General features: G+C 42.4%; 24 protein-coding genes, 1 pseudogene and 1 riboswitch. Of the genes and pseudogenes, 21 read left to right on the top strand and 4 right to left on the bottom strand.

Annotated features, from left to right (window positions below; all coding sequences use genetic code 11):
• The first annotated feature begins 82 nt into the window (after positions 1 to 82).
• Complete coding sequence (locus tag DSBG_RS15540) at positions 83 to 931, top strand: flavodoxin family protein (RefSeq protein WP_068965199.1); 849 nt, start codon at positions 83 to 85, stop codon at positions 929 to 931.
• 76 nt (positions 932 to 1,007) lie between these two features.
• On the opposite strand, the gene DSBG_RS15535 is transcribed toward DSBG_RS15540, so the two are convergent.
• Positions 1,008 to 2,096: a response regulator gene (locus tag DSBG_RS15535; protein WP_242877682.1), complete on the bottom strand. Its 1,089-nt coding sequence runs from the start codon at positions 2,094 to 2,096 to the stop codon at positions 1,008 to 1,010.
• A gap of 669 nt (positions 2,097 to 2,765) precedes the next feature.
• Between DSBG_RS15535 and DSBG_RS15530 the strand changes: the two genes are divergently transcribed.
• The 15 genes and pseudogenes from DSBG_RS15530 (at position 2,766) to DSBG_RS15460 (ending at position 17,717) form a co-directional block, all read left to right on the top strand.
• A complete protein-coding gene (locus DSBG_RS15530) occupies positions 2,766 to 5,375 on the top strand; it encodes a hybrid sensor histidine kinase/response regulator (protein ID WP_141694341.1) in 2,610 nt (869 codons plus the stop codon).
• On the top strand, positions 5,368 to 6,450 hold the full coding sequence (locus tag DSBG_RS15525) for a response regulator transcription factor (protein ID WP_068965197.1): 1,083 nt from the start codon (positions 5,368 to 5,370) through the stop codon (positions 6,448 to 6,450). The genes DSBG_RS15530 and DSBG_RS15525 overlap by 8 nt, the downstream gene beginning before the upstream one ends.
• A 286-nt stretch (positions 6,451 to 6,736) precedes the next feature.
• Entirely contained in the window at positions 6,737 to 7,990 is a 1,254-nt protein-coding gene (gene urtA, locus DSBG_RS15520) for an urea ABC transporter substrate-binding protein (RefSeq protein ID WP_068965196.1), read from the top strand.
• 90 nt (positions 7,991 to 8,080) lie between these two features.
• Positions 8,081 to 8,986: an urea ABC transporter permease subunit UrtB gene (gene urtB, locus DSBG_RS15515; RefSeq protein WP_068965195.1), complete on the top strand. Its 906-nt coding sequence runs from the start codon at positions 8,081 to 8,083 to the stop codon at positions 8,984 to 8,986.
• Between the two features lie 30 nt (positions 8,987 to 9,016).
• Complete coding sequence (urtC, locus tag DSBG_RS15510) at positions 9,017 to 10,093, top strand: urea ABC transporter permease subunit UrtC (protein ID WP_068965194.1); 1,077 nt, start codon at positions 9,017 to 9,019, stop codon at positions 10,091 to 10,093.
• A 60-nt stretch (positions 10,094 to 10,153) separates the two neighbouring features.
• A complete protein-coding gene (gene urtD / locus DSBG_RS15505; RefSeq protein WP_068965193.1) occupies positions 10,154 to 10,906 on the top strand; it encodes an urea ABC transporter ATP-binding protein UrtD in 753 nt (250 codons plus the stop codon).
• Positions 10,899 to 11,591 carry an urea ABC transporter ATP-binding subunit UrtE gene (gene urtE / locus DSBG_RS15500; RefSeq protein WP_068965192.1) on the top strand — a complete coding sequence of 231 codons (693 nt, stop codon included), beginning with the start codon at positions 10,899 to 10,901 and terminating at the stop codon, positions 11,589 to 11,591. The genes urtD and urtE overlap by 8 nt, the downstream gene beginning before the upstream one ends.
• Positions 11,592 to 11,619: 28 nt before the next feature.
• Positions 11,620 to 11,919, top strand: a pseudogene (locus DSBG_RS15495) (urease subunit gamma); the annotation flags it as partial.
• Positions 11,920 to 12,054: 135 nt separating this feature from the next.
• Positions 12,055 to 12,492, top strand: a complete 438-nt coding sequence (gene ureB / locus DSBG_RS15490; RefSeq protein ID WP_491005772.1) for an urease subunit beta — start codon at positions 12,055 to 12,057, stop codon at positions 12,490 to 12,492.
• 84 nt (positions 12,493 to 12,576) lie between these two features.
• Positions 12,577 to 14,283, top strand: coding sequence for an urease subunit alpha (gene ureC, locus DSBG_RS15485; RefSeq protein WP_068965191.1), 1,707 nt, complete (start codon positions 12,577 to 12,579; stop codon positions 14,281 to 14,283).
• Positions 14,284 to 14,316: 33 nt separating this feature from the next.
• Positions 14,317 to 14,748 carry an urease accessory protein UreE gene (locus DSBG_RS15480; protein WP_068965190.1) on the top strand — a complete coding sequence of 144 codons (432 nt, stop codon included), beginning with the start codon at positions 14,317 to 14,319 and terminating at the stop codon, positions 14,746 to 14,748.
• A complete protein-coding gene (locus tag DSBG_RS15475) occupies positions 14,745 to 15,422 on the top strand; it encodes an urease accessory protein UreF (protein ID WP_068965189.1) in 678 nt (225 codons plus the stop codon). Before DSBG_RS15480 ends, DSBG_RS15475 begins: the two co-directional genes overlap by 4 nt.
• A gap of 140 nt (positions 15,423 to 15,562) precedes the next feature.
• Complete coding sequence (gene ureG / locus DSBG_RS15470) at positions 15,563 to 16,174, top strand: urease accessory protein UreG (protein ID WP_068965188.1); 612 nt, start codon at positions 15,563 to 15,565, stop codon at positions 16,172 to 16,174.
• Positions 16,171 to 17,049 (top strand): urease accessory protein UreD, encoded by an 879-nt coding sequence (locus tag DSBG_RS15465; RefSeq protein ID WP_068965187.1) that lies wholly within the window; start codon positions 16,171 to 16,173, stop codon positions 17,047 to 17,049. The genes ureG and DSBG_RS15465 overlap by 4 nt, the downstream gene beginning before the upstream one ends.
• 215 nt (positions 17,050 to 17,264) lie before the next feature.
• Positions 17,265 to 17,462: riboswitch (cobalamin riboswitch) on the top strand.
• 39 nt (positions 17,463 to 17,501) lie between these two features.
• Complete coding sequence (locus tag DSBG_RS15460; protein WP_068965186.1) at positions 17,502 to 17,717, top strand: hypothetical protein; 216 nt, start codon at positions 17,502 to 17,504, stop codon at positions 17,715 to 17,717.
• A gap of 261 nt (positions 17,718 to 17,978) precedes the next feature.
• On the opposite strand, the gene DSBG_RS15455 is transcribed toward DSBG_RS15460, so the two are convergent.
• The 3 genes from DSBG_RS15455 to DSBG_RS15445 all read right to left on the bottom strand — a co-directional run bounded on the left by DSBG_RS15455 (position 17,979) and on the right by DSBG_RS15445 (position 20,438).
• A complete protein-coding gene (locus DSBG_RS15455) occupies positions 17,979 to 18,350 on the bottom strand; it encodes a hypothetical protein (RefSeq protein ID WP_068965185.1) in 372 nt (123 codons plus the stop codon).
• A gap of 97 nt (positions 18,351 to 18,447) precedes the next feature.
• Positions 18,448 to 20,160, bottom strand: coding sequence for an ABC1 kinase family protein (locus DSBG_RS15450; protein ID WP_068965184.1), 1,713 nt, complete (start codon positions 20,158 to 20,160; stop codon positions 18,448 to 18,450).
• 11 nt (positions 20,161 to 20,171) lie between these two features.
• Positions 20,172 to 20,438 carry an AbrB/MazE/SpoVT family DNA-binding domain-containing protein gene (locus tag DSBG_RS15445; RefSeq protein WP_242877678.1) on the bottom strand — a complete coding sequence of 89 codons (267 nt, stop codon included), beginning with the start codon at positions 20,436 to 20,438 and terminating at the stop codon, positions 20,172 to 20,174.
• 316 nt (positions 20,439 to 20,754) lie between these two features.
• Here DSBG_RS15445 and DSBG_RS15440 point away from each other — a divergent pair, with 316 nt between their 5' ends.
• The 5 genes from DSBG_RS15440 (at position 20,755) to DSBG_RS15425 (ending at position 23,313) form a co-directional block, all read left to right on the top strand.
• Positions 20,755 to 21,435: a DUF1638 domain-containing protein gene (locus DSBG_RS15440; protein WP_009618864.1), complete on the top strand. Its 681-nt coding sequence runs from the start codon at positions 20,755 to 20,757 to the stop codon at positions 21,433 to 21,435.
• Positions 21,436 to 21,550: 115 nt separating this feature from the next.
• A complete protein-coding gene (locus tag DSBG_RS15435) occupies positions 21,551 to 21,793 on the top strand; it encodes a glutamate synthase-related protein (protein WP_068965183.1) in 243 nt (80 codons plus the stop codon).
• Positions 21,794 to 22,212: 419 nt separating this feature from the next.
• A complete protein-coding gene (locus DSBG_RS24080; protein WP_282434225.1) occupies positions 22,213 to 22,392 on the top strand; it encodes a DUF429 domain-containing protein in 180 nt (59 codons plus the stop codon).
• Between the two features lie 44 nt (positions 22,393 to 22,436).
• On the top strand, positions 22,437 to 22,868 hold the full coding sequence (locus tag DSBG_RS15430; protein ID WP_282434224.1) for a DUF429 domain-containing protein: 432 nt from the start codon (positions 22,437 to 22,439) through the stop codon (positions 22,866 to 22,868).
• On the top strand, positions 22,861 to 23,313 hold the full coding sequence (locus DSBG_RS15425) for a DEAD/DEAH box helicase (RefSeq protein WP_282434223.1): 453 nt from the start codon (positions 22,861 to 22,863) through the stop codon (positions 23,311 to 23,313). The genes DSBG_RS15430 and DSBG_RS15425 overlap by 8 nt, the downstream gene beginning before the upstream one ends.
• The last annotated feature ends 158 nt before the right edge of the window (positions 23,314 to 23,471 follow it).

The raw sequence follows: 23,471 nt of genomic DNA, 5'->3' as shown, positions 1-23,471 counted from the left end.
AAAACAAGGTGCTGACAAGCCAAGATCATTACATTGTCGCATTACCGCCAAGTGGATTTATGGATGTGAGGAGGGGCAGAGAATGAAGAAGATATTAGGTTTGATAGCTTCCCAACGTAAACTAGCCAATGGAGAGATTCTGACCAAAGAGGTGGCGGCTGCGGCAGGAAACGATTGTCAACTGGAATTATTAAGGCTGGCAGATTTGAAGTTGGACATGTGCCGTGGGTGTTATGCTTGCCTGACACCAGGTAAGCAATGCCCAGTGGACGATGACTTATATTTTTTGGTAGAAAAGATTAAAGCTGCAGACGGAATTATACTTGCCGCTCCTTGTTATGCTCTAGGGCCTGCAGCTGTGACCAAAGTGCTGGGTGATCGTATTATTGCTCTGGCTCAATTGATCGACGATTTGTGGGGAAAGCCCTGTGTCGTTATTGCCACTGCTGGAATCGAGGGTTGGGAGGGTTATACTTTGTCTGCTCTTAATGCGATGGCCAGATTTATGGGTTTTGGCCTAAAAGACAGCCATATGTTTATGGGAGCTTTACCGGGTGAAGGGATATTAGGAGAAGGAGCCTTGTTCAGAGCAAGAGAGATGGGACAGGCTCTGTTCGGGCAAGCCCGTCGGGCCGGGGAAGGCGAGTGTCCTACCTGTTGGTCTGAAATTTGGAAGTTTCCTCAGCCCGGAACTGCAGTTTGTCCTATCTGCGGTCAGATTGCCAACCTAGTTGCAGGGGAAAAAGGTATTCAGTGGGTATACGGCGATTCAAGCAGCATGTTTAACAAAGAGCAGTTAAAGCATCACTTCCAGGGATGGCTGCGTGGCAAGGTTCAGGAATTCATTTCCCGCCGCAAGGAGTTGGCGGTAGTAAGAGACCGTTATAAAGGGAATGAACCCTGGCTTATTACTCCCAGGGGGATTAAATAGTGGGGCTAATTGTTACAAGTATGTAAAGGGTGGATTCTAACGGAGAATGATGCGGTAAAAAAAACTTCTGTAAAACTTAGTCCTTGGGAATACTAAAGTAGAACGTCGCCCCTTCATCAACTTTTCCAGTTATCCAGGCTAAACCATGATGTCTCTTTAAGATTTTTTGAACTATCGCTAACCCTACACCGGAACCTTCGAATTCATTTTGAGAATGAAGTCTTTGAAAGACACTAAATAACCTAGAGGCGTAACGCATATCAAAGCCTGCCCCATTATCTTCTACTGAGATAATGAATCTGGTTTCATTGTCAATGAATGTAACTTCGATATGCGCTTTCTTCTGATTACGGGTGTATTTTAAAGCGTTAGTGAGGATATTTATAACGAGAAGCTTAATCATGACTGGGTCACCTTGAATAAGAGGAAGTGGTTTTATAATAAATTCTATATTTCTTTCTGGTTCAAGCCTGATTAATTCATTAAACACTTCTCCAAACAGTTGCTCTAAATTAATGTGTTCTATGTTCATTGGCATTTCGCTCATGCGTGAAAGCTCAAGTAAATGGTTAACAAGTTGGATAATTTCTGTTGACTTATTCTGAATGTTATCTACTAATTCACGACCTTCAAAGTCTAGTTTGTCCGAATAATCCAAAGCCAGATATTCTGTGAGCTTACTGAGAGATAGCAACGGCGCTTTTAGGTCGTGGGCAACAGTATAACAAAAGCTGTCAAGTTCGTGATTGGCTTTTATTAAGGACTCTGTCTGTTTTTTAAGTTTAATATGGGTGTGCACGCGAGCAAGCAGCTCCGAGGTATTAAAGGGCTTAACCACATAATCTTGGGCCCCTAGATCAAATCCTTTTTTAATACTTTCTGCATCATTACTGGAGGTTAAAAATATTATAGGGATGCTACTATAATCACTTTCAGTTTTTATTATTCGACAAATTTCAAAACCATCCTGCTCCGGCATATAGACATCTAGAAGGATGATGTCAGGTTGATGTTGCTCGATTAATTTAAAAGCAGTACTTCCTTTGGTGGCAATCCGGACGCGAAAATTGTTTTCACGTAAAACTGTAACTGCAGTTTCAATATGTTCTGGCGTATCATCCACCAGTAGTATTTCAGGCTGGTTTATTGACTGGGTGTAATCCAAAGAGACCAACTCCATAAATCATTCTTTAGCGTACGCACACAACGTATAAATTGTATAGGAGTACCTGTTTCAAAACAAGTATCAAAGGAAACTAACTTTTATGGAGTGCTAGATTAAATTAAAGTATTATTGGAGCTAAACCCGGGGATTAGCATAATTTAGTCTCCCAAGTACTACGAGTTTTAGTGGCAGTAGGCATACGATACGATATTAACAAACCAAGTTTGTGTTTTGTATAAATGTAGAGTACCCGTTGTAAAGGCCTAGAATTTATCCTATAATAAATAGTAATAATCTTGATCGACAAGGCAGCGGAGCCAGTTTGATGTGTCAAACTGACCCCGCTGTCTTTTTCTTACTTGTCAGAAAGTACAAACTGACGTTTGTATACTTTCTGGAAGGTCCCTTCTCGCCATCGTTGGCTACAGGGACACTTGGCGGCCATCCTTGGCTAGCACATCAGTGCAACTAGGCAGCAGCCTGTACTAAGCTAACATGAAGGCTAATACGTGCGAAGACAGTGTCTACGTGGGCGGCGGCCAGGTTTCTTTATTCTGGAGGTGATTTAAACTGCCACCGAAGATCGTAATTAAACAATCTACGATAAGTGCCTTGATGTTGGGAATCTTCTTTTTTATTTCTATTCTGCTGGGCAGTAGTATTTTATACATGAGTTCAAGTCTTAAAGATGAACAGACTGCTGAAAAGAGAAGGACTGAATTTAAACAACTTGGCATCGATCTAGCAAATGCTTCGGATTATTTGACTGATGAAGCACGTAAGTTTGCGGTAACAAGAGATGAGACTCATATGAATAAATACTGGAAGGAAATCAATATTACCAAAACGCGGGACAATGTAATATCCCGATTGGGTGAACTAAATTCCCCAAATGAAGAGATGGCTCTATTGGCTGAGGCTAAAAAGAACTCAGATGCGCTTGTGGAGACGGAAAGACGTTCGATGAGGTTGGTACTTGATGCTTTAGGGGCGAAAGAGGAGAAAATGCCGCCTGAAGTGGCTTCCTTTCGATTGAGTACAGAAGATCTAAAGTTAAGCACTGAGGATGAACTTACCAAAGCGCGGGATATCATGTTTGATGATAAGTATGATTTTGATAAGCGCAGTATTATGGATCCCATAGCAAAATTTCAACAAATCATGAATGCTCGCTTGGAAGCAGAACTGGAAATTGCCCGGAATGCTACCAGTAGGGCTGCTATCTTGCAAGCAGTCTTAGCGGCCATTATCATCGGTGCAGTTGCGGGATTACTACGCATTTTATTTACCCAAGTAACGTATCCGATCAAGAATTATACAGAACTGTTGAAAGTGTTTTCTTTTAGCAAGGACAACTTTAGCTTAGTGCCGGAGGGGTCTCTGGAACTTAGGTTACTTGCCAAAACATTTAATGACTTATATCAGTCGTTTCAGGAGGAATTGGTTAAAAGAAAACGTGCCGAAGATAAGATGAAAGTTGCTAAAGAAGAAGCAGAGAAGGCCAATAAGGCCAAAAGTGAATTTCTGGCCAATATGAGTCATGAGATAAGAACCCCCTTAAATACGATCATTGGTTATCACTATTTGTTGGAGAGCACGCAATTTGCACCTAAACAAAAGCAATATATGCAAAATGTTGGTTTGGCGGCTAAAAGTCTCTTGGGGATCATCAATGAGATCCTTGATTTTTCTAAAATCGAAGCTGGTCGCATGACTTTAGAGACTGTTGAATTTAATCTTTATGAAGCAATCAAGGAACTCTGTAGTATGGTTCAAATTGAAGCCCACCACCATGGCTTGGAGGTGCGCTATGTAATTCAACCGGGCGTTCCACGTTATGTAAAAGGGGATGCGACGAGATTAAAACAAGTCCTTTTGAATCTCTTGTCGAATGGAATTAAGTTCACGGATCAGGGTGAACTTGAAGTTATTGTTGAAGTTTTAAAAAATGATGACACTCAGGCTCAACTACGCTTTAACGTTTCAGATACCGGAATCGGCATTTCTGAGGAACAAATGAAACATCTGTTTGAGGTATTTACCCAAGGTGATGCCTCAACTTCACGAAAATACGGGGGAACCGGCTTGGGACTTGCTATTTGCAAAAAAATTGTCGGTCTTATGGCCGGGGAAATTAGTGTCAGAAGTAGCATAGGGACAGGGTCAACCTTTAGTTTTACTGCGAACTTGGAAATTGTCGATCGTGCACCGCTATCGTTGAAAGAAAATAAACTCAACCAAGACATTTTTGCTACTAAAAAAATCCTTATAGTTGAAGATAATCAAATCAATTTGCAAATGACCAAAGATATTCTGGAAAGTTTAGGGTTTGCTACTGATACATCTCAGAGCGGTTATACAGCTGTTCAGATGGTTAACAAAATGCGCTATGATGCTATTGTGATGGATATTCGCATGCCTGAAATGGATGGGTATGAAACAACTCGTCGTATTTTAGAGCTCAAAGGGCTGAAGGCTCCGCCCATTATCGCCTTATCAGCGGATGCTGTTGAAGGCGTAGCTGAAAAAGCTAAATTGGCAGGAATGAGCGGATATTTAACCAAACCGTTAGATCCTTTGAAATTGGCTGAGGTTTTGCAAATATGTCTAGGTCTTGAAGCGCTTGATGTACCTCTGCGAGAAAATAATGGTTCAGTCACGGGTCAGCGAATATGGCTCGATTTCGAAAGCGGCATTGAGCGTTTGGGTGGTCGACAAGATAAATACAGATATATCCTCGAAAGATTCATCGAAAACCACGGAGAAGACCATATTACTATAAATCAGTTTTTAGCTAGTAGTAATTTTGCGGAAGCAAAGAATCTATTGCATGTCCTCAAGGGGATTTCGGCAAATATTGGAGCAATCAGGCTTAACGAAGCATCTTTCCGTTTAGAAAATGCTGTAGATAACCTGTATGAAGAGGAGATCTGTAAGGAGAAGCGTCAGTTTGAAATAGTCCTCATAGAAAGTTGTAACCGTGTGGCTCAGTTCGTAGCTGCCTTACCAGTAGAACCTGAAGTAATGAGTGTAGAAAATCAGGATATTCAAAATCAGTTAATTAAATTAGTCAAGCTCTTGGAAGAGGGAGACTCAGAGGCATCCTTGGTTTATGAGGCATGTAAATGTTTTCTCAAGCAAGAGTTGAGTGCTCTTGACTTCAGCCAACTGAATGAGAAAATTACCAAATACAATCTTGGAGAGGCTGCTGAAGACATTATAAGACTTATTACCGCAATGAAAGGAACCAGTAAGCCTAGGGGGGTTAGGTATGTTTAAAGTGCTAATTGTTGATGATGACAAAGTAGTAAGGTATATGTTAAAGAGATATAATAAATGGTCTAACTATGGATTTAGTGTGGAAGAAGAAGCAAGTGATGGTAAAGAAGCATTGAGAAAGCTTACAACTGGTCACATTGACCTTGTTATAACGGATATTAAGATGCCGGGTATGGATGGGATAGAGTTTTTAAGTGAACTTTGCTGCAGAAAATGGGATGTTTGTTCAATTTTACTAAGTACACATAGCGATTTTGAGTATGCGAAACAAGGGATACGCTTAGGAGCCTTTGATTTTATTACTAAACCTTTAGAAGATGATGTTTTGAGTGAAGCCTTGGAAAGAGCCAAAAAATATTTAGATGAAAAAAATCATCAGAGAGTAAGAGGAGAAGAAGAACGAAAGCTGATTGAAGACAGTCTGACGCATTTTTATCCGAAAAAACGAGAAGAAACAATAGCAGGTCTCATCTTAGCAGGCAATTTAGCGGCCATGACTGAAGCAGAAGCTGCCTTTTCTGAATTGGCTAGGTTGCTGGATCAAGATCTGTTTAAAACCGCAAAGTTGTTGGAAATCATGCTTTTAAACCTAAGCGGGGCATTGTATAAGGAGTTCTCCTGGCTCCAAAAGGTTGAAGATACAGAGTTTAGCAATGTTCTTCAGAACACTGATTCCATGCAGGGAATGAAGTCAGAGTATCTCAGCCGTGTTAGGGGTCTGATCACAGTTATTAAGAATTATGAGCTTCATCGAAGTGAAAGTATTGTCAGAAAGACGTGTCAATATGTTACTGATCATATTGACAAGGACATCAACCTTGAATTGGTTGCTAATGAGGTACATATAAGTAAAGACTATCTCGGGAAATTTTTTAAACAAAAAACGGGGATAAACTTTAACGATTATTTGACAAAAATCAAAATGGAATATGCCAAGCAGCTCCTTGGAACCGGTGAGTATAAGAACTACGAGGTAAGTGAAAAACTTGGCTATAGTAGTCCGGATTATTTCTGTCGTCTATTTAAGAATTATACGGGCTATACGCCCTTGCAGTACAGAAAATTAGGAGTATGAGAGTAAACTCGTTCAGCATTTGGAGGAGTTTACACCGGTTTTTTAGGGGAAAATAGCTTCTTTTTATGGTTAATATTTTGGGGCATAAATGGCATAATGGTTACAAATAGAGTAACTCAATTTTGTAACCAGCAACGGCGCTGTGAGGAATGAACAGTATCAATGAGGATACCGAACATTCTTTACAGCGCTTTTTTTTGGTTAGAATGTTAGCGCTAACGAAATATTTCAACATCGGTCCTGGCCAGTCATGTTGGAAAAGATTAAGGACGGAGAGGGGTAAGTTATGAAGAATTATTTTTCACTGAAGATAAGAAAACGGGCAACTGGGATGATCTCGGCAACCCTTATGGCAGGGTTACTGTTGACCGGCTGTGGAGCTACTCAAACAACCAAACCAGCAGAAACGGCTAGTAGTTCAGGAGATACCATTAAAGTTGGAATCTTGCATTCGCTAAGTGGAACAATGGCCATCAGTGAAGTATCTGTTAAGGATTCGGAAATGATGGCGATCGACGAAATCAATGCCGCTGGAGGGGTCTTAGGTAAAAAAATTCAGCCGGTTATCGAAGATGGTGCCTCCAACTGGCCTAACTTTGCGGAAAAAGCTAAGAAACTGCTCCAACAAGATAAGGTGGCAACCGTGTTTGGCTGTTGGACCTCAGCAAGCCGTAAAGCCGTACTGCCGGTGTTTGAAGAAAATAATGGCTTACTTTGGTATCCAGTTCAATATGAAGGGATGGAAGCATCACCCAATATTTTTTACACCGGTGCCGCTCCTAATCAGCAGATTGTGCCAGCTATAGATTGGTTGTTTAAGAATAAAGGCAAGAAGTTCTTCCTGTTAGGGTCTGATTATGTGTTCCCAAGAACAGCCAACAAGATTATTAAAGCTCAAGTAGCCGCTCTGGGTGGCGAGGTTATGGCTGAAGAATACACACCGCTTGGACATACCGATTATAGCACCATAGTTAATAAAATCATCGCCTCTAAGCCTGATGTCGTGTTCAATACCTTGAATGGGGACAGCAACGTCGCCTTCTTCAAGCAACTTAAAGATGCAGGTATTACTTCCAAAGATCTGACAACCCTTTCCGTAAGTGTTGCTGAAGAAGAAGTTCGGGGTATTGGTGCAGCAAACATGAAGGGTCAGCTGGTATCCTGGAACTACTACCAAACGACAGATACGCCTGAGAATAAAGAATTCGTTAAGAACTACAAAGCAAAATATGGTGCAGACCGTGTAACCGATGATCCTATCGAAGCTGCTTATGACGCAGTGTACTTATGGGTAGCGGCTGTAAAAAAAGCAGGTTCGACAGATGTAGCTAAGGTTAAGGAAGCTGCTAAAGGAATTGAATTTAAAGCTCCTGAAGGTCTAATTAAAATTGAGGGCGAAAATCAACACATTTGGAAACCTGTAAGAATTGGTGAGGTAACTGAAGATGGATTGATTAAAGAGATCTGGAGCACAGATAAGCCAGTCAAACCGGATCCGTTCCTGAAATCCTATGATTGGGCTAAGGGTCTTAGTAATTAGTTACTGACATAGTGGATTATGGTTTAACGGTGCAGGTGAGATAAAGCCTGCACCGTTGCTACTAATACACTCAGGAAAAGGGGTGGAAAAATGGGAACGTATATCCTGCAAATATTTAATGGAATCAGCGTCAGCTCGATTCTTATGCTAGCCGCCTTGGGATTGGCCATAACCTTTGGTTTGATGAAAGTGATTAATATGGCTCATGGTGAGTTTATCATGATTGGTGCCTATGTTACGTATCTCGTCCAAAATCTATTTATACATCTGGATAAGAGTCTTTTTGGATTATATTTTGTCCTTGCTATCCCTGCTTCGTTTGTCGTGGCTGCATTTATAGGATTTGTGCTGGAAGGGACAGTGATCCGCCATCTTTACAATAGACCATTGGACAGTATCCTGGCAACCTGGGGAGTCAGTTTAGTGTTGCAGCAACTAGCCAGAAGTATTTTTGGGGCGCCTAATGTCGATGTCAAAAGTCCGGGCTGGTTGGAAGGCGGGCTCGTTTTACACCAAGGACTGCAGCTGCCCTATAAGCGTCTTTTTATTATCGCCTTAGTCATTGCGTGTATCCTGGGTATGTTCGTACTTCTATATAAGAGTAAAACCGGTCGGCGAATTCGAGCGGTCATGCAGAATAGAGAAATGGCAGAGAGTATGGGTATTAATACTAGAAGAGTCGATGCATATACATTTGCCATCGGCTCAGGGCTGGCCGGAATTGCCGGGTGTGCTTTGACCTTGCTGGGTTCAATCGGGTCCACCTTAGGAACTAATTATATTGTCGATACGTTTATGGTTGTAGTTCTGGGCGGCGTAGGAAAGCTGATAGGAACTGTAGCTGGTGGACTATTTATCGGAACAGCCAACACTACCCTTGAGTTTTATACCAATACCTCGCTTGCAAAGGTCTTAGTCTTTCTCTTAATTATTACATTTTTACAATGGAGGCCCAAAGGTCTATTTAACATCAGCAGCCGTTCATTAGACGAGTAGTAAAGTATTACGGGAAGGAGGGACAAAACGATGATTCGATGTTTGAAGTTCGATGCTCGAAGTTTGGTGAATTCAAAAGAGAAATTAGTATTCTCGGTTATCATATTGGGTTTAGTCTTAGCTCCCTTGTTTTTGTCCGATTTCAGAATAAATTTACTTGGAAAATTTATTGCCTACGCTATTTTGGCAATTGGTTTAGATTTGATCTGGGGATTCACGGGGATTTTAAGCCTTGGACACGGGGTGTTCTTTGGACTTGGGGCATATTGCATGGCCATGTATCTGAAGTTAGAAGCTGCCCACGGAAAACTACCGGATTTTATGTCTTGGAGCGGGCTTGAAGGACTTCCTTGGTTTTGGAAACCTTTTTCCAACAGTATTCTTGCTCTTGTTATGGCAATCTTAGTGCCGAGTATATTGGCGTTTTTTATAGGGTTTTTAACCTTTAAGAACCGCATCCGGGGTGTATATTTTTCCATCTTGTCTCAAGCCTTAGCTATTATATTTGTCACTCTTTTTATTGGTCAACAGGCATATACCGGTGGAACGAACGGCCTGACAAATTATAAAAGTATTCTGGGCTCCGCTTTATCGAATGGTTCAACAAAGCTTGTTTTATATTACATCTCGATAGGACTTCTTGTTTTGGTCTATGTATTTTGTAGTGTATTGCTTAAACGAAGATTAGGCAGGATCCTTGTAGCCATCAGGGATGGGGAAAACAGAGTCCGATTCTCAGGGTATAATCCTACAACATATAAAATATTTGTTTACTGTTTATCTGCAGGAATAGCAGGGCTGGCTGGTGCAATCTTTGTACCTCAGGTCGGTATTATCTCCCCAGCCGAAATGGGAATAGTGCCATCTATTGAAATGATTATTTGGGTAGCTATCGGTGGACGCGGAACATTGATCGGCGCTGTTATTGGGGCAATACTGGTAAATGCCTTGAAAAGTGGGATCAGTGAAAGTTTCCCGGATGTCTGGTCTTACTTTATAGGCTTGGCCTTTATTTTCATAGTCTTGTTCATGCCTAACGGTATTGTGGGACTGGCCAAGAAAATAACAAGGAAGGTTAGTAAACAAGCCCTACACACTAATCACTAAAACGCCCAGTGAATTAAACTAGGACAATGGATATTGATAAAATCAAGAGGCGGTGGAGATATGGAATCGATTTTACAGATTGATAATCTAACAGTAAGCTTTGATGGATTTAAGGCGGTTAATAATGTGAATACCGGGATAAAAAAAGGAGAGATTCGTTTTTTTATCGGACCGAACGGTGCCGGAAAAACAACCTTACTGGATGCTATTTGCGGGCGGGTTAAGCCGCAATCAGGCCAGGTTAAGTTTTTGGATAGAGAAGTTACTCGTTATGCGGAGCATGAGATTGTCAATGTCGGAATCGGAAGGAAGTTTCAGGTACCCTCCGTATTTACCAATATGACTGTGTATGAAAACATGGAACTTGCAGTTGTGAAGGATCGTTCCCTGTATTCTTCCTTGTTTCAGAGGCTTAGGAAAGAACAGATCGAGAGAATTAAGGATATCTTAGTCACGATTGGTTTATATGAAAAAAGATATAACACCCCGACAGCCTTATCTCATGGTGAGAAGCAGTGGTTAGAAATCGGAATGCTGCTCGCTCAGGAGCCTAAACTTATGCTGCTGGATGAACCAGTTGCCGGAATGGGTCGGGCTGAGACCGACAAGACTGGGGAACTTCTGAAAAAAATAGCTCAAAATTGTACCATTGTTGTCGTCGAACACGATATGGAATTTGTAAGGGATTATGCAAGTAAGGTTACGGTTCTTCACGAAGGGGCAATATTGGATGAGGGCAGTGTTTATGACGTTCAGAATAATCAAAAGGTAATTGATGTCTATCTTGGGCGGGGTGGGGAACGCGATGCTTGATGTTAGAAACCTTGAGGCTTTTTATGGGGAAAGTATCGTACTCAATGATATAAATCTGCATGTGCCAAACGGGCAAATTGTTTGCCTTCTCGGCCGTAACGGGGTAGGCAAGACAACTTTTTTAAAAAGTGTTATGGGTTTGGTTAAGACCCCTAAGGGGAGTATCAAGTTCAATGGCGGGGAAATCATGAAGAAGCCTACCTATTATAGGGCTCGACAAGGGATCAGTTATGTTCCGCAAGGTAGAGATATTTTCCCACAGTTAAGCGTCCATGAAAACCTTTTACTTGGCCTTGAGGCATCTGGAGGGAATGGAAATATCGATGAAGAGATCTATGAACTATTTCCGGTTTTGAAGGCTATGCTGAAAAGAAAAGGTGGTGATCTGAGCGGTGGACAGCAGCAACAACTGGCTATCGCCCGGGCTCTGGTGTCAAAGCCCAAATTGCTGATCTTGGATGAACCTACAGAAGGAATACAACCCTCCGTAATTCAGGAAATCGGTCGGGTAATAAAAAAATTAAATTCAGAAGCAAACTTAACAATTCTGATAGTTGAACAGTATTTGGAGTTTGTCGTTGAGGTTTCTGATTATTATTACGTGATGGAAAAGGGGAGTATTGTGACAGAAGGCTTCACTATGGAATTAAATCAAGAAGAAATTCAGAAGCGCATGTCTATATGATCAATAACGAGTAAAAGGAGGTTGGGTTATGCATCTAAGTCCGACTGAAAGAGATAAACTGCTGATTTATACTGCGGGACAGGTAGCACGTGAACGTTTAAAGCGCGGCTTGAAGTTAAATTATCCAGAAGCAGTGTCCTTGATTAGCGCTGAATTGCTGGAACGAATACGCGACGGGTATACAGTTGCCCAACTCATGGAGATGGGCACAAACATCCTGATGCGTGACCAGGTTATGGAGGGAGTCCCTGAAATGATAGAGGAAATTCAGGTTGAGGGAACCTTTCCTGATGGTACGAAATTAGTTACAGTACATCATCCTATCAGGCTTATCCGGTCGCTGAGTGAAACGGATAACAGAGGTCGGGGGTCGGAGGTCAGAAGCCAGAAGTCAGGTTAAGAGTTTCAATCCGAGCATCGAACTCCGAACATCAAATATCGGACATTGCAGGGGGTAAGAGGTATGATACCTGGTGAGTATAAATTGGCTCAGGGAACAATAGAAGCGAATCAAGGCCTGTCTACAGAAACAATAACGGTTGAAAACACTGGCGACCGTCCTATTCAGGTTGGATCTCATTATCATTTTTTTGAAGTAAACAGGTATTTAGTCTTTGATCGAGCCTTAGCTTGGGGCATGCGTATAAACATTCCCTCCGGTACCGCTGTTCGTTTCGAACCGGGCGAAAGCCATACGGTTAGTCTTGTTCGATTTTCCGGTCCGGGGCCTTGGTTTGGAGCAAATAATTTAACTGCTGGTTGTCAGGTTAAGACGACATGTATTGAACAAGCTAAGCGGCAAGGATTCATAAAACCAGAAGTCGGAGGTCAGATGCCGGAGGACGGATCGAGTTGCGTGGATCAATGTTCTAGAAACGAAGTACTAGGTTCTAGGTGTTAGATTTGAAGAAGGACTTCGAGGCAGATAGTCTCCTTAATATTCAAATTTAAAGCTTGCTGAAATAAGGGGAGGAGGAATTGAACTGTGAGTTTAAGCATGTCACACCGTCAACATGCTGATATGTATGGACCAACTACTGGCGATAAAATTCGCTTAGCTGATACAGAGTTATGGCTAGAAGTGGAAGATGATCTTACCCATCCTGGTGATGAAGCAAAATTTGGTGGTGGTAAAGTCATTCGGGATGGTATGGGGCAGGATCCCCAGGCTTTGGTTGAAGCTATGGATTTGGTCATTACAAACGCAGTGATAATTGACTACTGGGGTATTATTAAGGCTGACATAGGTATCAAGGCAGGACGTATTTATGACCTGGGTCACGCAGGAAATCCCAAGACGATGGCTGGGGTTAACCTTCCCATAGGGGCAGGCACTGAGGTGATTGCAGGAGAGAACTATATCGTTACGGCAGGCGGAATTGATAGTCACATTCATTTTATTTGTCCGCAGCAAATTGAAACAGCGATTGCTTCTGGTATCACAACGATGTTAGGAGGTGGAACCGGCCCAGCAGCTGGCACAAATGCTACTACCTGTACTCCGGGAGAATGGAACTTATACCGGATGCTGCAGTCTGCTGAAGGGTTTCCGATTAATCTTGGTTTTTTCGGAAAAGGGAATAATTCTTGTCCTGAACCGCTGATAGCCCAAGTTAAAGCCGGGGCAATTGGTCTTAAGCTGCATGAAGATTGGGGGTCTACTCCTGCCGCAATTGACTGCTGCCTAAAAGTAGCGGATGAATATGATATTCAGGTGGCCATCCATACGGATACCCTTAATGAAGCAGGCTTTGTTGAAGACACAATTGCTGCGATTGCCGGGCGGACTATTCATACTTTTCACACTGAAGGAGCTGGAGGGGGCCATGCGCCGGACATTATTAAAATTGCCTCCCTGCCCAATGTCTTACCGTCTTCAACCAATCCTACCCGACCATTTACGGTTAATACATTAGAAGAGCATCTTGATATGTTGATGGTGTGTCATCATCTTGATAAACAAGTCCCTGAGGATATCGCTTTTGCGGATTCCCGTATTCGTCCAGAAACCATTGCGGCTGAGGATATCCTTCATGATTTAGGCGTAATCTCCATGATGTCTTCTGATTCTCAAGCGATGGGACGGGTTGGAGAGGTTATTATTAGGACCTGGCAGACAGCGCATAAGATGAAAATTCAGCGGGGCTCCTTGGAGTCTGACAGTATAAATAATGACAATAACCGGATCAAACGTTACGTTAGTAAGTACACCGTTAATCCTGCTATTACTCATGGTATTAGCCATCTGGTTGGTTCGGTTGAAAAGGGGAAATTAGCGGATCTTGTACTATGGAAGCCGAAGTTTTTCGGTGTAAAACCTGCGATGGTGATCAAAGGTGGGTTTATTATGCATGCCGCTATGGGAGATGCCAATGCCTCTATTCCTACCCCACAACCAGTCCTCCAACAGCCAATGTTTGCTGCCTTTGGTAAAGGGGTTGCCGCTTGTTCGGTTACTTTTATATCCCAAGCAGCTGATCCGGAAACGTTAGCTAAAGAGCTCAAACTAGACAAAAAACTTGTTCCGGTGAAGAACTGTCGTCATATTGGCAAGGTTGACATGAAACATAATTGGGCAACGCCTCTGATATCCGTGGATCCTGAGACCTATCAGGTTACAGCAGATGGAGAAATCCTAACTTGCGAACCAGCTGATGTCCTACCTATGGCACAGCGGTACTTTATGTTTTAGGTTGGGCGAAAAGTTGATAGGAGTTTGAAGGCTATGATCGTAACTAAAGTGATTGGAAAACTTGCTGACTTGGAACAGATTTATCAGTGCGAAAAAGAGGCTTTTACCATAGAACAGCTTCATCTTTCTTGGGACGAACTCCAAAAGAGGATTCTTCGTAAAACAACTGATGTGGGTAGAGATATTGGGATACAACTGGAAAGCGGACATTTGCATCCGGGAGATATTCTTTATAGAGAGGAAAATCACCTTATTGTAGTAAAGGTAAAAGAAGAAGCTGTTTTAGTAGTTCCTGTCGGGAATATGAGGGAAATGGGATTGGCTGCTCATGCGATTGGTAATATGCATGCCCCAATAGAGTTGAAAAGTGATTTTGTGATCACACCCTATAATCAAGTATTACAAGAGCAGCTCGCTAAACTAGGGTTATATCCGGTTAAAGAAGCCGGAGCTTTTGCACCATGATTAAACAATCAACGTTGGTCGGTTTGCGCTTAATGCAATTGGCAGATTCAGCCTTTCCTTCCGGTGGCTTTACTCAATCTTTCGGACTTGAAACGTTTATTCAGGGCGGTGACATCAAAACCCAGCAAGAATTAGCTCAGTTTATGCAGACCTTTCTCTACTTCACATGGCGACCTACAGATTTACTGGCAGTAAAACTTGCTTGGAATGCAACAAAACAATCAGACTTGAAGCACCTTTATTTACTGGATCGACGGTTGAATGCCATGAAATTACCTTCTGAAAGCCGTGAGGGTAGTGTGAAGATGGGTAGAAGGCTTCGGCAATTACTAGGTGAAATTGATACCACTTATCAATCAGAGGTTAATTTTCCATTTGGTCACCAGGCTATTATTTGGGGACATTATGGAGCTGGCGCAGGGATTGAATTAGCATTACTACTTACTGCATTTGCCCATATGAGCACTGCGTCTCTTATTGCGAATGGCGTACGGGCTATTCCGTTAGGCCAGACCAGTGGACAGCAGGTACTGGCGCTCCTTCAACCTCTTCTTGATACCTGTATTCAATGGGCAACAACGGCAGATGACAAAGATTGGGGTGGCAGTGCACCAGCCTTCGATTGGGCAGGCATGGCTCATGAGAGATTATATTCCCGAATTTTTATGTCCTAGGAGTTCAATGTTTGAAGTTTGGAGTTCGATGTCATAACGCTTTCAAGGACGTGGAAAAGCGCAGCTATTTAAAGAAACGCAGGCATTAGAACCTCGGTGCCTCGAACCTCGAACCTCGAAAAGTGAAGGAGGTGTTTTTAGTGTGGCCGATTCGTATTGGGGTTGGGGGTCCTGTTGGGTCAGGAAAAACTGCCCTTGTGGAAAAATTAACTCGCTATTTGGTAGCAGAGTATAGTCTGGCTGTTATAACTAATGATATTTTCACAAAGGAGGATGCTGAATTCCTGTGTAGTCATGGTGTTTTGCCCAAGGATCGGATCATGGGAGTTGAAACGGGAGGGTGCCCTCACACAGCCATAAGAGAAGATGCCTCTATGAACCTGGAAGCGATTGACACTCTAAAGGAAAGAATCCCGGATCTGCAAATTATTTTTGTGGAAAGTGGAGGCGATAATTTAGCTGCAACCTTTAGTCCTGAATTAGTTGATGTTTCGATTTATATTATTGACGTAGCCCAAGGGGAAAAAATTCCTCGCAAAGGGGGACCTGGAATTACTCGTTCAGATCTTTTGCTAATCAATAAAATAGATCTGGCTCCGTATGTTGGAGCAAGCTTGGAAGTAATGGCTCAAGATTCCCGGCGAATGCGTGGTGAACGACCCTTTTTGTTCACTAATCTTAAAAATGAAGAAGGTTTAGATAACGTCATAATGTGGATTCGGAAAAACGTTATCATGGAGGATATCAGATGAATGCACAGTTAAAACGTGGTATTCTTCGAGTTGAAGTCCAGCAAGATAATGGCAGGAGTATCATCAGTTCTCTTCGCCAGAGAATGCCGCTGCGGGCGTCAAGCCCTCTCTATTTTACGGACAAGGAAGAGGTTTTTTTCTATATCATGAATCCAGCTGCTGGTCTTCTGCAAGGAGACCAGCATAGTATTTTAGTGCGTGTCAAACCTGATGCTCAGGCGGTTGTTTTCGGTCAAGGGGCGACAAAGGTTTTTCGCTCACCGCAGGGAATTCTCTCGAGGCAATTCACGACCTTGATTGTTGAGGATGGAGCAAGACTGGAGTACATGCCAGAAGTGATTATACCCTTTGCCGAAGCATGTTTATATAGTCGTACGAATCTTCAAATATCCAGCAAAGCCTCGGCGTTTTTTTGGGAAATTATTGCACCTGGTCGAGTCGCCCGCCAAGAGCTCTTTAAATACAATTTACTCGATCAGCAGACCAATATTTTCCTAGACCGAGAATTAATTTTTAGTGACAGGTTTTTGCTGGAGCCGCCAAAGGCACTTCCTTTTTTGAACACATGGTGTAGCCCGTTGGGACTAATGCATGGCTATTCGCACATGGGAACATTTTGGGCCATTGATCCAAATCTGCAAAAGGTGATCCTTGAATTGCTGCAGCGCGACAATGACATTGAAAATAGTTTTATGGAACATTTAGCTAAACGCTTTAATGTATTGATAGCCGGATCTGCAATTTGTAAGCATGCTTATTGTTTCCGGGCCCTGGGCAATAGTGCAGAAAATATTCAAGAGAGCTTTAAAGAGATATGGACAATCTTACGTTCACGCTTATATAATGAGCCTGAGTGGCCATGGAGGAAATATTAGGAATTATTGAGTAATTAATAGAGTAGGATTTATGATCACCACTGCTAAGTCTGTTACATAACCTTGGTTAGAAATAGAAGTTCGATTATGAGGTGCAAAATATGGCTTGGCTATGTTTGTGAGGGATGCTTTGGGCTTAACGAAGTCTAGAAACAATGATCACTTGTGGAAGCATAATCGGACTTGACAATCTATTCAGATTATTATAGGCTCAATTCAACTATATAAATCAAGGTGCCCCGTTAAGAGGGGAGAATAGGGAATTCGAAAATAGCTCATTTAGGCTATTAAACGGAGCGGACCCACCACTGTAATCGGCGAGCTATCGAATGGTCACTGGCATAAGCTGGGAAGGCCTTGGGAATTAGCAATGACCCGTTAGCCAGGAGACCTGCCTTACTATTTATTGTCTCCGGGGATGAAGGTAAAGTCCTACGGTCAAATTTTCTAATTTGATTGTAGGACTTTTTATTTTTAGAAGCTGGGACCCTCCTATAACCTTGCCTCCTGTAGATCGGGTAGTTGGAGGTGATTACCTGCGGATCAGTCCGGAGCAGGGGGGAATCAATTTACCTGCTAAAGATGAAATAAAACTGGTCGATCGGTTGGAATACTTTACAGCTGCCAACGAATTTGGCTTCTCAAAACTTAGTTGTGAGCAGTTTTAGCTCAAATCTCGTCTAATTTACAGGATTATTTAAAGGTGCTTGAAAATGAGTATAATGCCATTCTCTGCCCTCTGAAAAGAAAGGTAAGGCTGCATCTCAAAGCTTTATCTAAACGAAACAAGGCCGAAAGCGATCGCTTTCAGCCTTGTTTCGTTTGAATAAAAGTCTAATGTATACGCACTCACATTTCTAGAAGCTGGAGCCTTACAATTTGGGTCGAATGCAACGATTGTAATCTAATATTGACAGCCTCTTTTTAAATTATTCTTCAGTCTTTTTGGTTTCATCGTTTTGATTCACGGAAGCCTTATCCATAGAAGACTTGTCACAATGTCCATGTTTGAAGGCGTGCTCTCCGTGATGCCCGTGATGCCCATGATGCTCATGATGCCCACAGTGCCCATGTCCCTCACCATGATGGGCATGGTGATTGTGCATGGCTTTAAAGAACTCATGAATAGGGGAACAGCCGCCATGATGTTCGCAACCTGCTTGCTTAGCCTTCTCTTTGAAATTCAGTAAGGCTTCAAACGCTTCCAGCTTTGCGCGCAGCTTTTCTTTGTCCCCCTTAAGGGTCACAGTGAAACCTTCTTCATTTTCCTCGTAGGTGAACTTATAATTTTCAAAACTCATCGAGACCTCTCCTTTTCTGATGCTATTTTAATTTAAATGAACCTCAACGATTATAAGTCCGCTCCAGGACCACAGGAATAAATCTCCAAAGGGTTTTTTAGGGATGAAAACGCGGTTTATGAAATCCTGAAGATTGTCTCATAGCCCTGCTTCTTCGGCCCATTCTCTTTTGTCCCGCCGAGTTGGAGCTGCGTTTCAAAAATGTGGCCAAAGTTAGGGCTGAAATGAGAATTAACAACAAGCCAACCCTCGAATAGGGACCCTCTAGCAAAATCACGCCTGAGATTAAGAATCCGCAGCTAAAAATCGCACTTGTTATACGGCTTGCCAGGTCCTTCTGGTTTTGCAAGAGATTTTGCTCAAAACTCCTGGACGGATGAAGTCTAATCTCACCATCTTCTAACCCAGTAACCAGTCGGTTTAACTTTTCAGGCAGACTAATAACTTCTGTGAGTGTCTTCTTCGCTTGGCTTAAAATAAAACCTTGAGTACCCGTTTCCGATTCGTCCCCCAATAATAACTCCTCCGCATAGGGGCGAAGCGTTTTGATAAGATCGAGCTGAGGGTTTAGTCCACCACAAATCCCCATGATCGTTAAGAGAGATTTGCCTAAAAACAAGGTTCGAGCCGGAATTTGAAAGGGCATGGAATACATAAATTCTCTTAGTTCTAGAAGAAATTCTTCCGAATTGACTTTACTCAAACTTGGATCATCAAAGACATTCCCCAAGACGAGTTTGAGCCCTTTAGCTAAGGTTTGTTTATCTGCATGGGGGCGAAGGAACCCGAGTTTTTCAAAGACAATCACCATTTGATCCGTATCCTTCTTGAATAATGCCATGACGAAAGCCATCAAGTTTTCCCGCATACCTTTCTCAATCCGACCCACCATTCCGAAGTCGATGAAGACGAGTGTTCCATCGTCTTTAACGATTAAATTACCTGGATGAGGGTCAGCATGGAAAAAGGCATCACTCAGTAATTGCTGCACATAAGCGGAAATCAACGTATCCGCAAGTTGTGCTCGATCTAACCCGATCCTTGCCAGAGAATGGTAATCGTTCACTTTATAGCCTGTGACACATTCCATCGTCAGCACATGCTTAGTCGTATATTCCCAATACACTTCAGGAACGCCGATTCGAGAGTCTCCAGAGAAATTCGCTCGGAACGTATCGGCATGTTGTCCCTCTTTGATGTAATCAAGTTCATCAAGTGTCGTTTCCACAAACTCATCATAAATTTGTTCCAGATCGACGGTCGCATTAAGCTTGGGATAGCGCTTAGCGAAGGTCACCATAAAGCGTAGAGCCTTCAAGTCTGTTTGGATAATCTCCTCAATGCCGGGTCGCAATATTTTAACAGCTACTTTAGTATGACCTTTTATCTCAGCGGTATGAACCTGTCCTAACGAGGCAGAAGCGACGGCTTCTTGAGAAAAGTTGGTATAAACCTCAGCAATAGGACAACAATATTCTGCTTCAATTCGTTGGATGATTTCCTTTGTTCCGACCGGTTTGACAGCATCCTGCAACTTAGCAAGTTCACTTGTGTATTCCTCAGGTAAAACATCGACCCTAGAACTAAAAAATTGTCCCAACTTGATGAGAAGTCCGCCCAGTTCGGTAGCCGTCTCTGCAAATGCGCGGGCTTGTTTCCGATAAATCCCTTTGATCTGCTTTTGATAGTTTTCATTGGTGAGGAAGCGTTTTTTCTGACTGATCCACCAAAGCTGCACGACAAATTGCAGAAACATAAAAATGATCGTTCGAAAGCGTTTGTCCTTGAAAAACTTTGTGATGATTGGCATGAGTAACCTCCCTAGTTGTTTGGTTTATCGTTTTCTACGTCATCTAAGGAAGAGCTAAACATCTCCTCGAAAAATTTAGCCTTTCGAAACATCATATCTGCGAAGCGAGTCATGACATCAGATTTAAATAAGATTACGACCCCGCGTTTCTTATTTCCTAGAACAATTAGTTTCTCACCTGGTTTGATACCAATTTCTTCGCGAGCCTCTGCCGGAATAACGACTTGTCCACGTTCTCCCATAACCGTCGAACCATAGAATTTCCCATGATGCATCATTCTTACCACCCCTATAAGTATGATACATCATACTTATCATACTTACAATTATTTATTTTTGTTGTTCTTAAATCGGCTAATATAAAGAACGCTTTTAGGGCGCTTAATTTGACCTTTATGATTACATTAACGTTTGTAGGGGATATACTAGAGTTTGCTATTGACATGGCCGATTTCCAAATGTATAGTAAAAATTAACAAAATACGTGCATATACACATAATACACATAATACACATAACGAATATACAAGCGAAAGATCAATGAACATAGAGCTGGTTCAGGTATTCCAATGAAAGTGATAAGGAGACAATGTTATGACACTAAAAATAATTGCCTGCGAGGTTATGAAAGAAGAACTGCTTGCCGTGGCTTCAGGTCGAAAGATAGAATTCGAGTTTCTTCCCCAAGGACGGCATAATTATCCAGAAAAATTAGGTCTGGAATTGCAAAGTATTCTGGATAGCTTAACCGGCTATTCGCAAGTTGTTTTGGCATTTGGTCTATGCGGCGGCGCGGCAAAGAATTTACGAGCGGGTGACTTTACGTTGAGAATACCGCGGGTACATGACTGCATTCCACTGCTGCTTGGTTCTCAAGCGAGTTTTGAGAAACATCGCTTGGAAGAGACAGGAACATTGTATACGTCATGCGGCTGGACGAATAGCGAAGGGTCTATTGTTGCTGAGTATAATCGCACTTATGAAAAGTATGGTAAAAAAAAGACTACCCGAGTTTTTGCATTGATGTATAGTAGTTATAAGCGCGTATTATTTATCCGAACAGGTATTCCGAATGAAGAAAAATATCTGCAGCGCTCTAGAGAGATAGGACAATTACTGAAATTGGATCATCAAATCACGCAAGGGAATTCAGCATATATTTACAAGTTAGTTAATGGACCTTGGGATGAAGAGGATTTTATCAATATTCCCCCGCACGGAGTAATTAACGAATCATATTTTATGGTCAAAAGTACGCCATTTGCTCTTGAATAAACGAAATAAGAGGGCTGTATTCTCGAAATATCTCTGAGTACCATTTAAAGAGTTCACAGCCGAAACCATTACTGAGCAGCAAAGGAAGAATGCCTAACTTACTAAAAAACCGCTGGTGATCGAAACTCCCGTAATGATTGGCGGTATGTCCTATGGAGCCCTGAGCAAAGAGGCCAAGACTGCCTTGGCTAAGGCGACTTCCCCTGTCGGAACGGTGATTAGTAATGGTGAAGGCGGCATACTTCCTGAAGAACTGGAAAATTCCTATCGGCAATCGATCCAGGTTCTGGCTTCGCGGATGGGATTTGCCAAGAGAAATCTTGAAGTGGCTGTGACTAGGTTGAGTGAAGGTACATGATTGAAGTCCCTCACTTGGTTCCCTCGAAAGCATATGTGCCGCTCTAGGCATTAGCCTTGCGGAATTCTTTACAGAAGAAGAACAGATCTTGGGACCGGAGATCCAACGACTACTGAGTACCGCGAAAAAGCTTTCACCGGAACAAATCGACTATCTTCAGAAGTTGCTGGAATCGCTGAGTAAGGATTGATGTTTGGCTTTTGGGGTACCCATTGGGTACCCTTTTAAAATTTAATCTATCGAGCAGTCATTCTTGCTCGCAAATGGACGTTCCTTGGCATAGTTTTTGAAATATTTGGTGATCGGTGGAAGGAAAAGCGGGAAGTTCGGCGAAAAAGAAAGGTATGCGTCAAACGTTGTCCATAATGCCAGACTCGCTTGAGGATTGAATTAAAGCCAAGGGTTTTGGGGGTACATAAATGCATTATATCGGAATCGACTTAGCATGGACCTATGCCAATGAATCGGGAATTTGTGTGATCGCTGACAATGGAGAAATCGGCTATTGTGAGTCCAAGGTTTTCAGTGACGAAATGATTGCGGCCATTGTTGAAGAGTATGCCCGGGATGGAGCCATCGTGGGGATTGATGCTCCCTAATCGTGAATAACGAAACAGGTGCCAGATACTGTGATGGAGCTATTATGAGAGAAAAAATTCATGGTAAAAATCTGTCCGTTTTCACCTGCAGTAAAAGCTTTATGCTCAACCACTTCGGAGTAGTTCGTGGAGAAGAGGTCGTCAAAGCCATTCGAAAGCGGATGCCGGCTTTTTCCCTCACAGGTGACTTAACCAATAAAAAACACGTGATTATCGAAACCTTTCCCACGGGAATAACTTTAGGCCTTTTTCCTGATGCTTTTCCTGTTAAATATAAAATCAAACATAAAGTTAAATTTGAAACAACTAAAATGGAGATGGTCCGGATCATTAACCTTGTAAAAAGGTTGAGTGATTGCAATCCCCCCGTCCATAATATAGAAGATTTCTTCAATCATTCACCGGGCGTTCAGGCTATGTCTAAGAAGGTGTATAAGAACCTTGAGGACAAGCTGGATGCTTTTTTGTGTGTTTAAGCAACAAGGAATTAATTGTGAGGCTGTTTCCGGTTCTATGAAGTCAGGAGAAAGGTCGCGGATTTTAGATCTTTATGAAAATGGGGATATCCAAGTCTTATGTGCTTGTGACCTTTTAAACGAGGGCTGGGACAGTCCTAAAACAGAAGTCTTGTTTATGGCCAGGCCGACGCTTTCCAGGACACTTTATGTTCAGCAGCTGGGCCGGGGGATGCGCAAGTGCGCGGGTAAGGACTACCTGATGGTCTTCGATTTTATTGATAATGCAGGATTGTTTAACATGTCTTACTTTCTGCACAGGATGTTTAACATGAAGGAATATAGGGCGGGAGAGTACGTTGTTGCCTCCCAGAAGCGGTTTGAGCTGGACAGAGATTTAATCACCAGAGGGGAAAAACCGTCTGTGTTTCTGGACTTCCCGGTGAATGCTGCGGATTATAACTGATTGATCTCTTTAACTGGCAGGATGAAGTGAAAGGGATGATATCTCAGCTGGAGTTCGTGAGGATGGTGGATGTGCAAACTGAAACCATTGAACGGTACCTGCGGGAAGGAAAGATAACCGCTGATTTAGAGGTCCCCTTCGGGGATAAAAGGATCTTT

It is taken from the genome of Desulfosporosinus cupriresistens (genome assembly GCF_001707885.1).
Classification (GTDB): Bacteria; Bacillota; Desulfitobacteriia; order Desulfitobacteriales; family Desulfitobacteriaceae; genus Desulfosporosinus.
This window is presented reverse-complemented; position numbering and strand designations above follow the sequence as displayed.

Bases quoted from the DNA above. Each gene is read 5' to 3' on its own strand.
- DSBG_RS15430 (WP_282434224.1), top strand. From the start codon at position 22,437: ATGAGAGAAAAAATTCATGGTAAAAATCTGTCCGTTTTCACCTGCAGT.
- urtC (WP_068965194.1), top strand. From the start codon at position 9,017: ATGATTCGATGTTTGAAGTTCGATGCTCGAAGTTTGGTGAATTCAAAA.
- DSBG_RS15525 (WP_068965197.1), top strand. From the start codon at position 5,368: ATGTTTAAAGTGCTAATTGTTGATGATGACAAAGTAGTAAGGTATATG.
- DSBG_RS15450 (WP_068965184.1), bottom strand. From the start codon at position 20,160: ATGCCAATCATCACAAAGTTTTTCAAGGACAAACGCTTTCGAACGATC.
- DSBG_RS24080 (WP_282434225.1), top strand. From the start codon at position 22,213: ATGCATTATATCGGAATCGACTTAGCATGGACCTATGCCAATGAATCG.
- urtE (WP_068965192.1), top strand. From the start codon at position 10,899: ATGCTTGATGTTAGAAACCTTGAGGCTTTTTATGGGGAAAGTATCGTA.
- DSBG_RS15465 (WP_068965187.1), top strand. From the start codon at position 16,171: ATGAATGCACAGTTAAAACGTGGTATTCTTCGAGTTGAAGTCCAGCAA.
- DSBG_RS15530 (WP_141694341.1), top strand. From the start codon at position 2,766: ATGAGTTCAAGTCTTAAAGATGAACAGACTGCTGAAAAGAGAAGGACT.
- urtD (WP_068965193.1), top strand. From the start codon at position 10,154: ATGGAATCGATTTTACAGATTGATAATCTAACAGTAAGCTTTGATGGA.
- DSBG_RS15475 (WP_068965189.1), top strand. From the start codon at position 14,745: ATGATTAAACAATCAACGTTGGTCGGTTTGCGCTTAATGCAATTGGCA.
- DSBG_RS15440 (WP_009618864.1), top strand. From the start codon at position 20,755: ATGACACTAAAAATAATTGCCTGCGAGGTTATGAAAGAAGAACTGCTT.
- urtB (WP_068965195.1), top strand. From the start codon at position 8,081: ATGGGAACGTATATCCTGCAAATATTTAATGGAATCAGCGTCAGCTCG.
- DSBG_RS15455 (WP_068965185.1), bottom strand. From the start codon at position 18,350: ATGAGTTTTGAAAATTATAAGTTCACCTACGAGGAAAATGAAGAAGGT.
- urtA (WP_068965196.1), top strand. From the start codon at position 6,737: ATGAAGAATTATTTTTCACTGAAGATAAGAAAACGGGCAACTGGGATG.
- ureB (WP_491005772.1), top strand. From the start codon at position 12,055: ATGATACCTGGTGAGTATAAATTGGCTCAGGGAACAATAGAAGCGAAT.
- DSBG_RS15540 (WP_068965199.1), top strand. From the start codon at position 83: ATGAAGAAGATATTAGGTTTGATAGCTTCCCAACGTAAACTAGCCAAT.
- DSBG_RS15480 (WP_068965190.1), top strand. From the start codon at position 14,317: ATGATCGTAACTAAAGTGATTGGAAAACTTGCTGACTTGGAACAGATT.
- DSBG_RS15445 (WP_242877678.1), bottom strand. From the start codon at position 20,438: ATGATGCATCATGGGAAATTCTATGGTTCGACGGTTATGGGAGAACGT.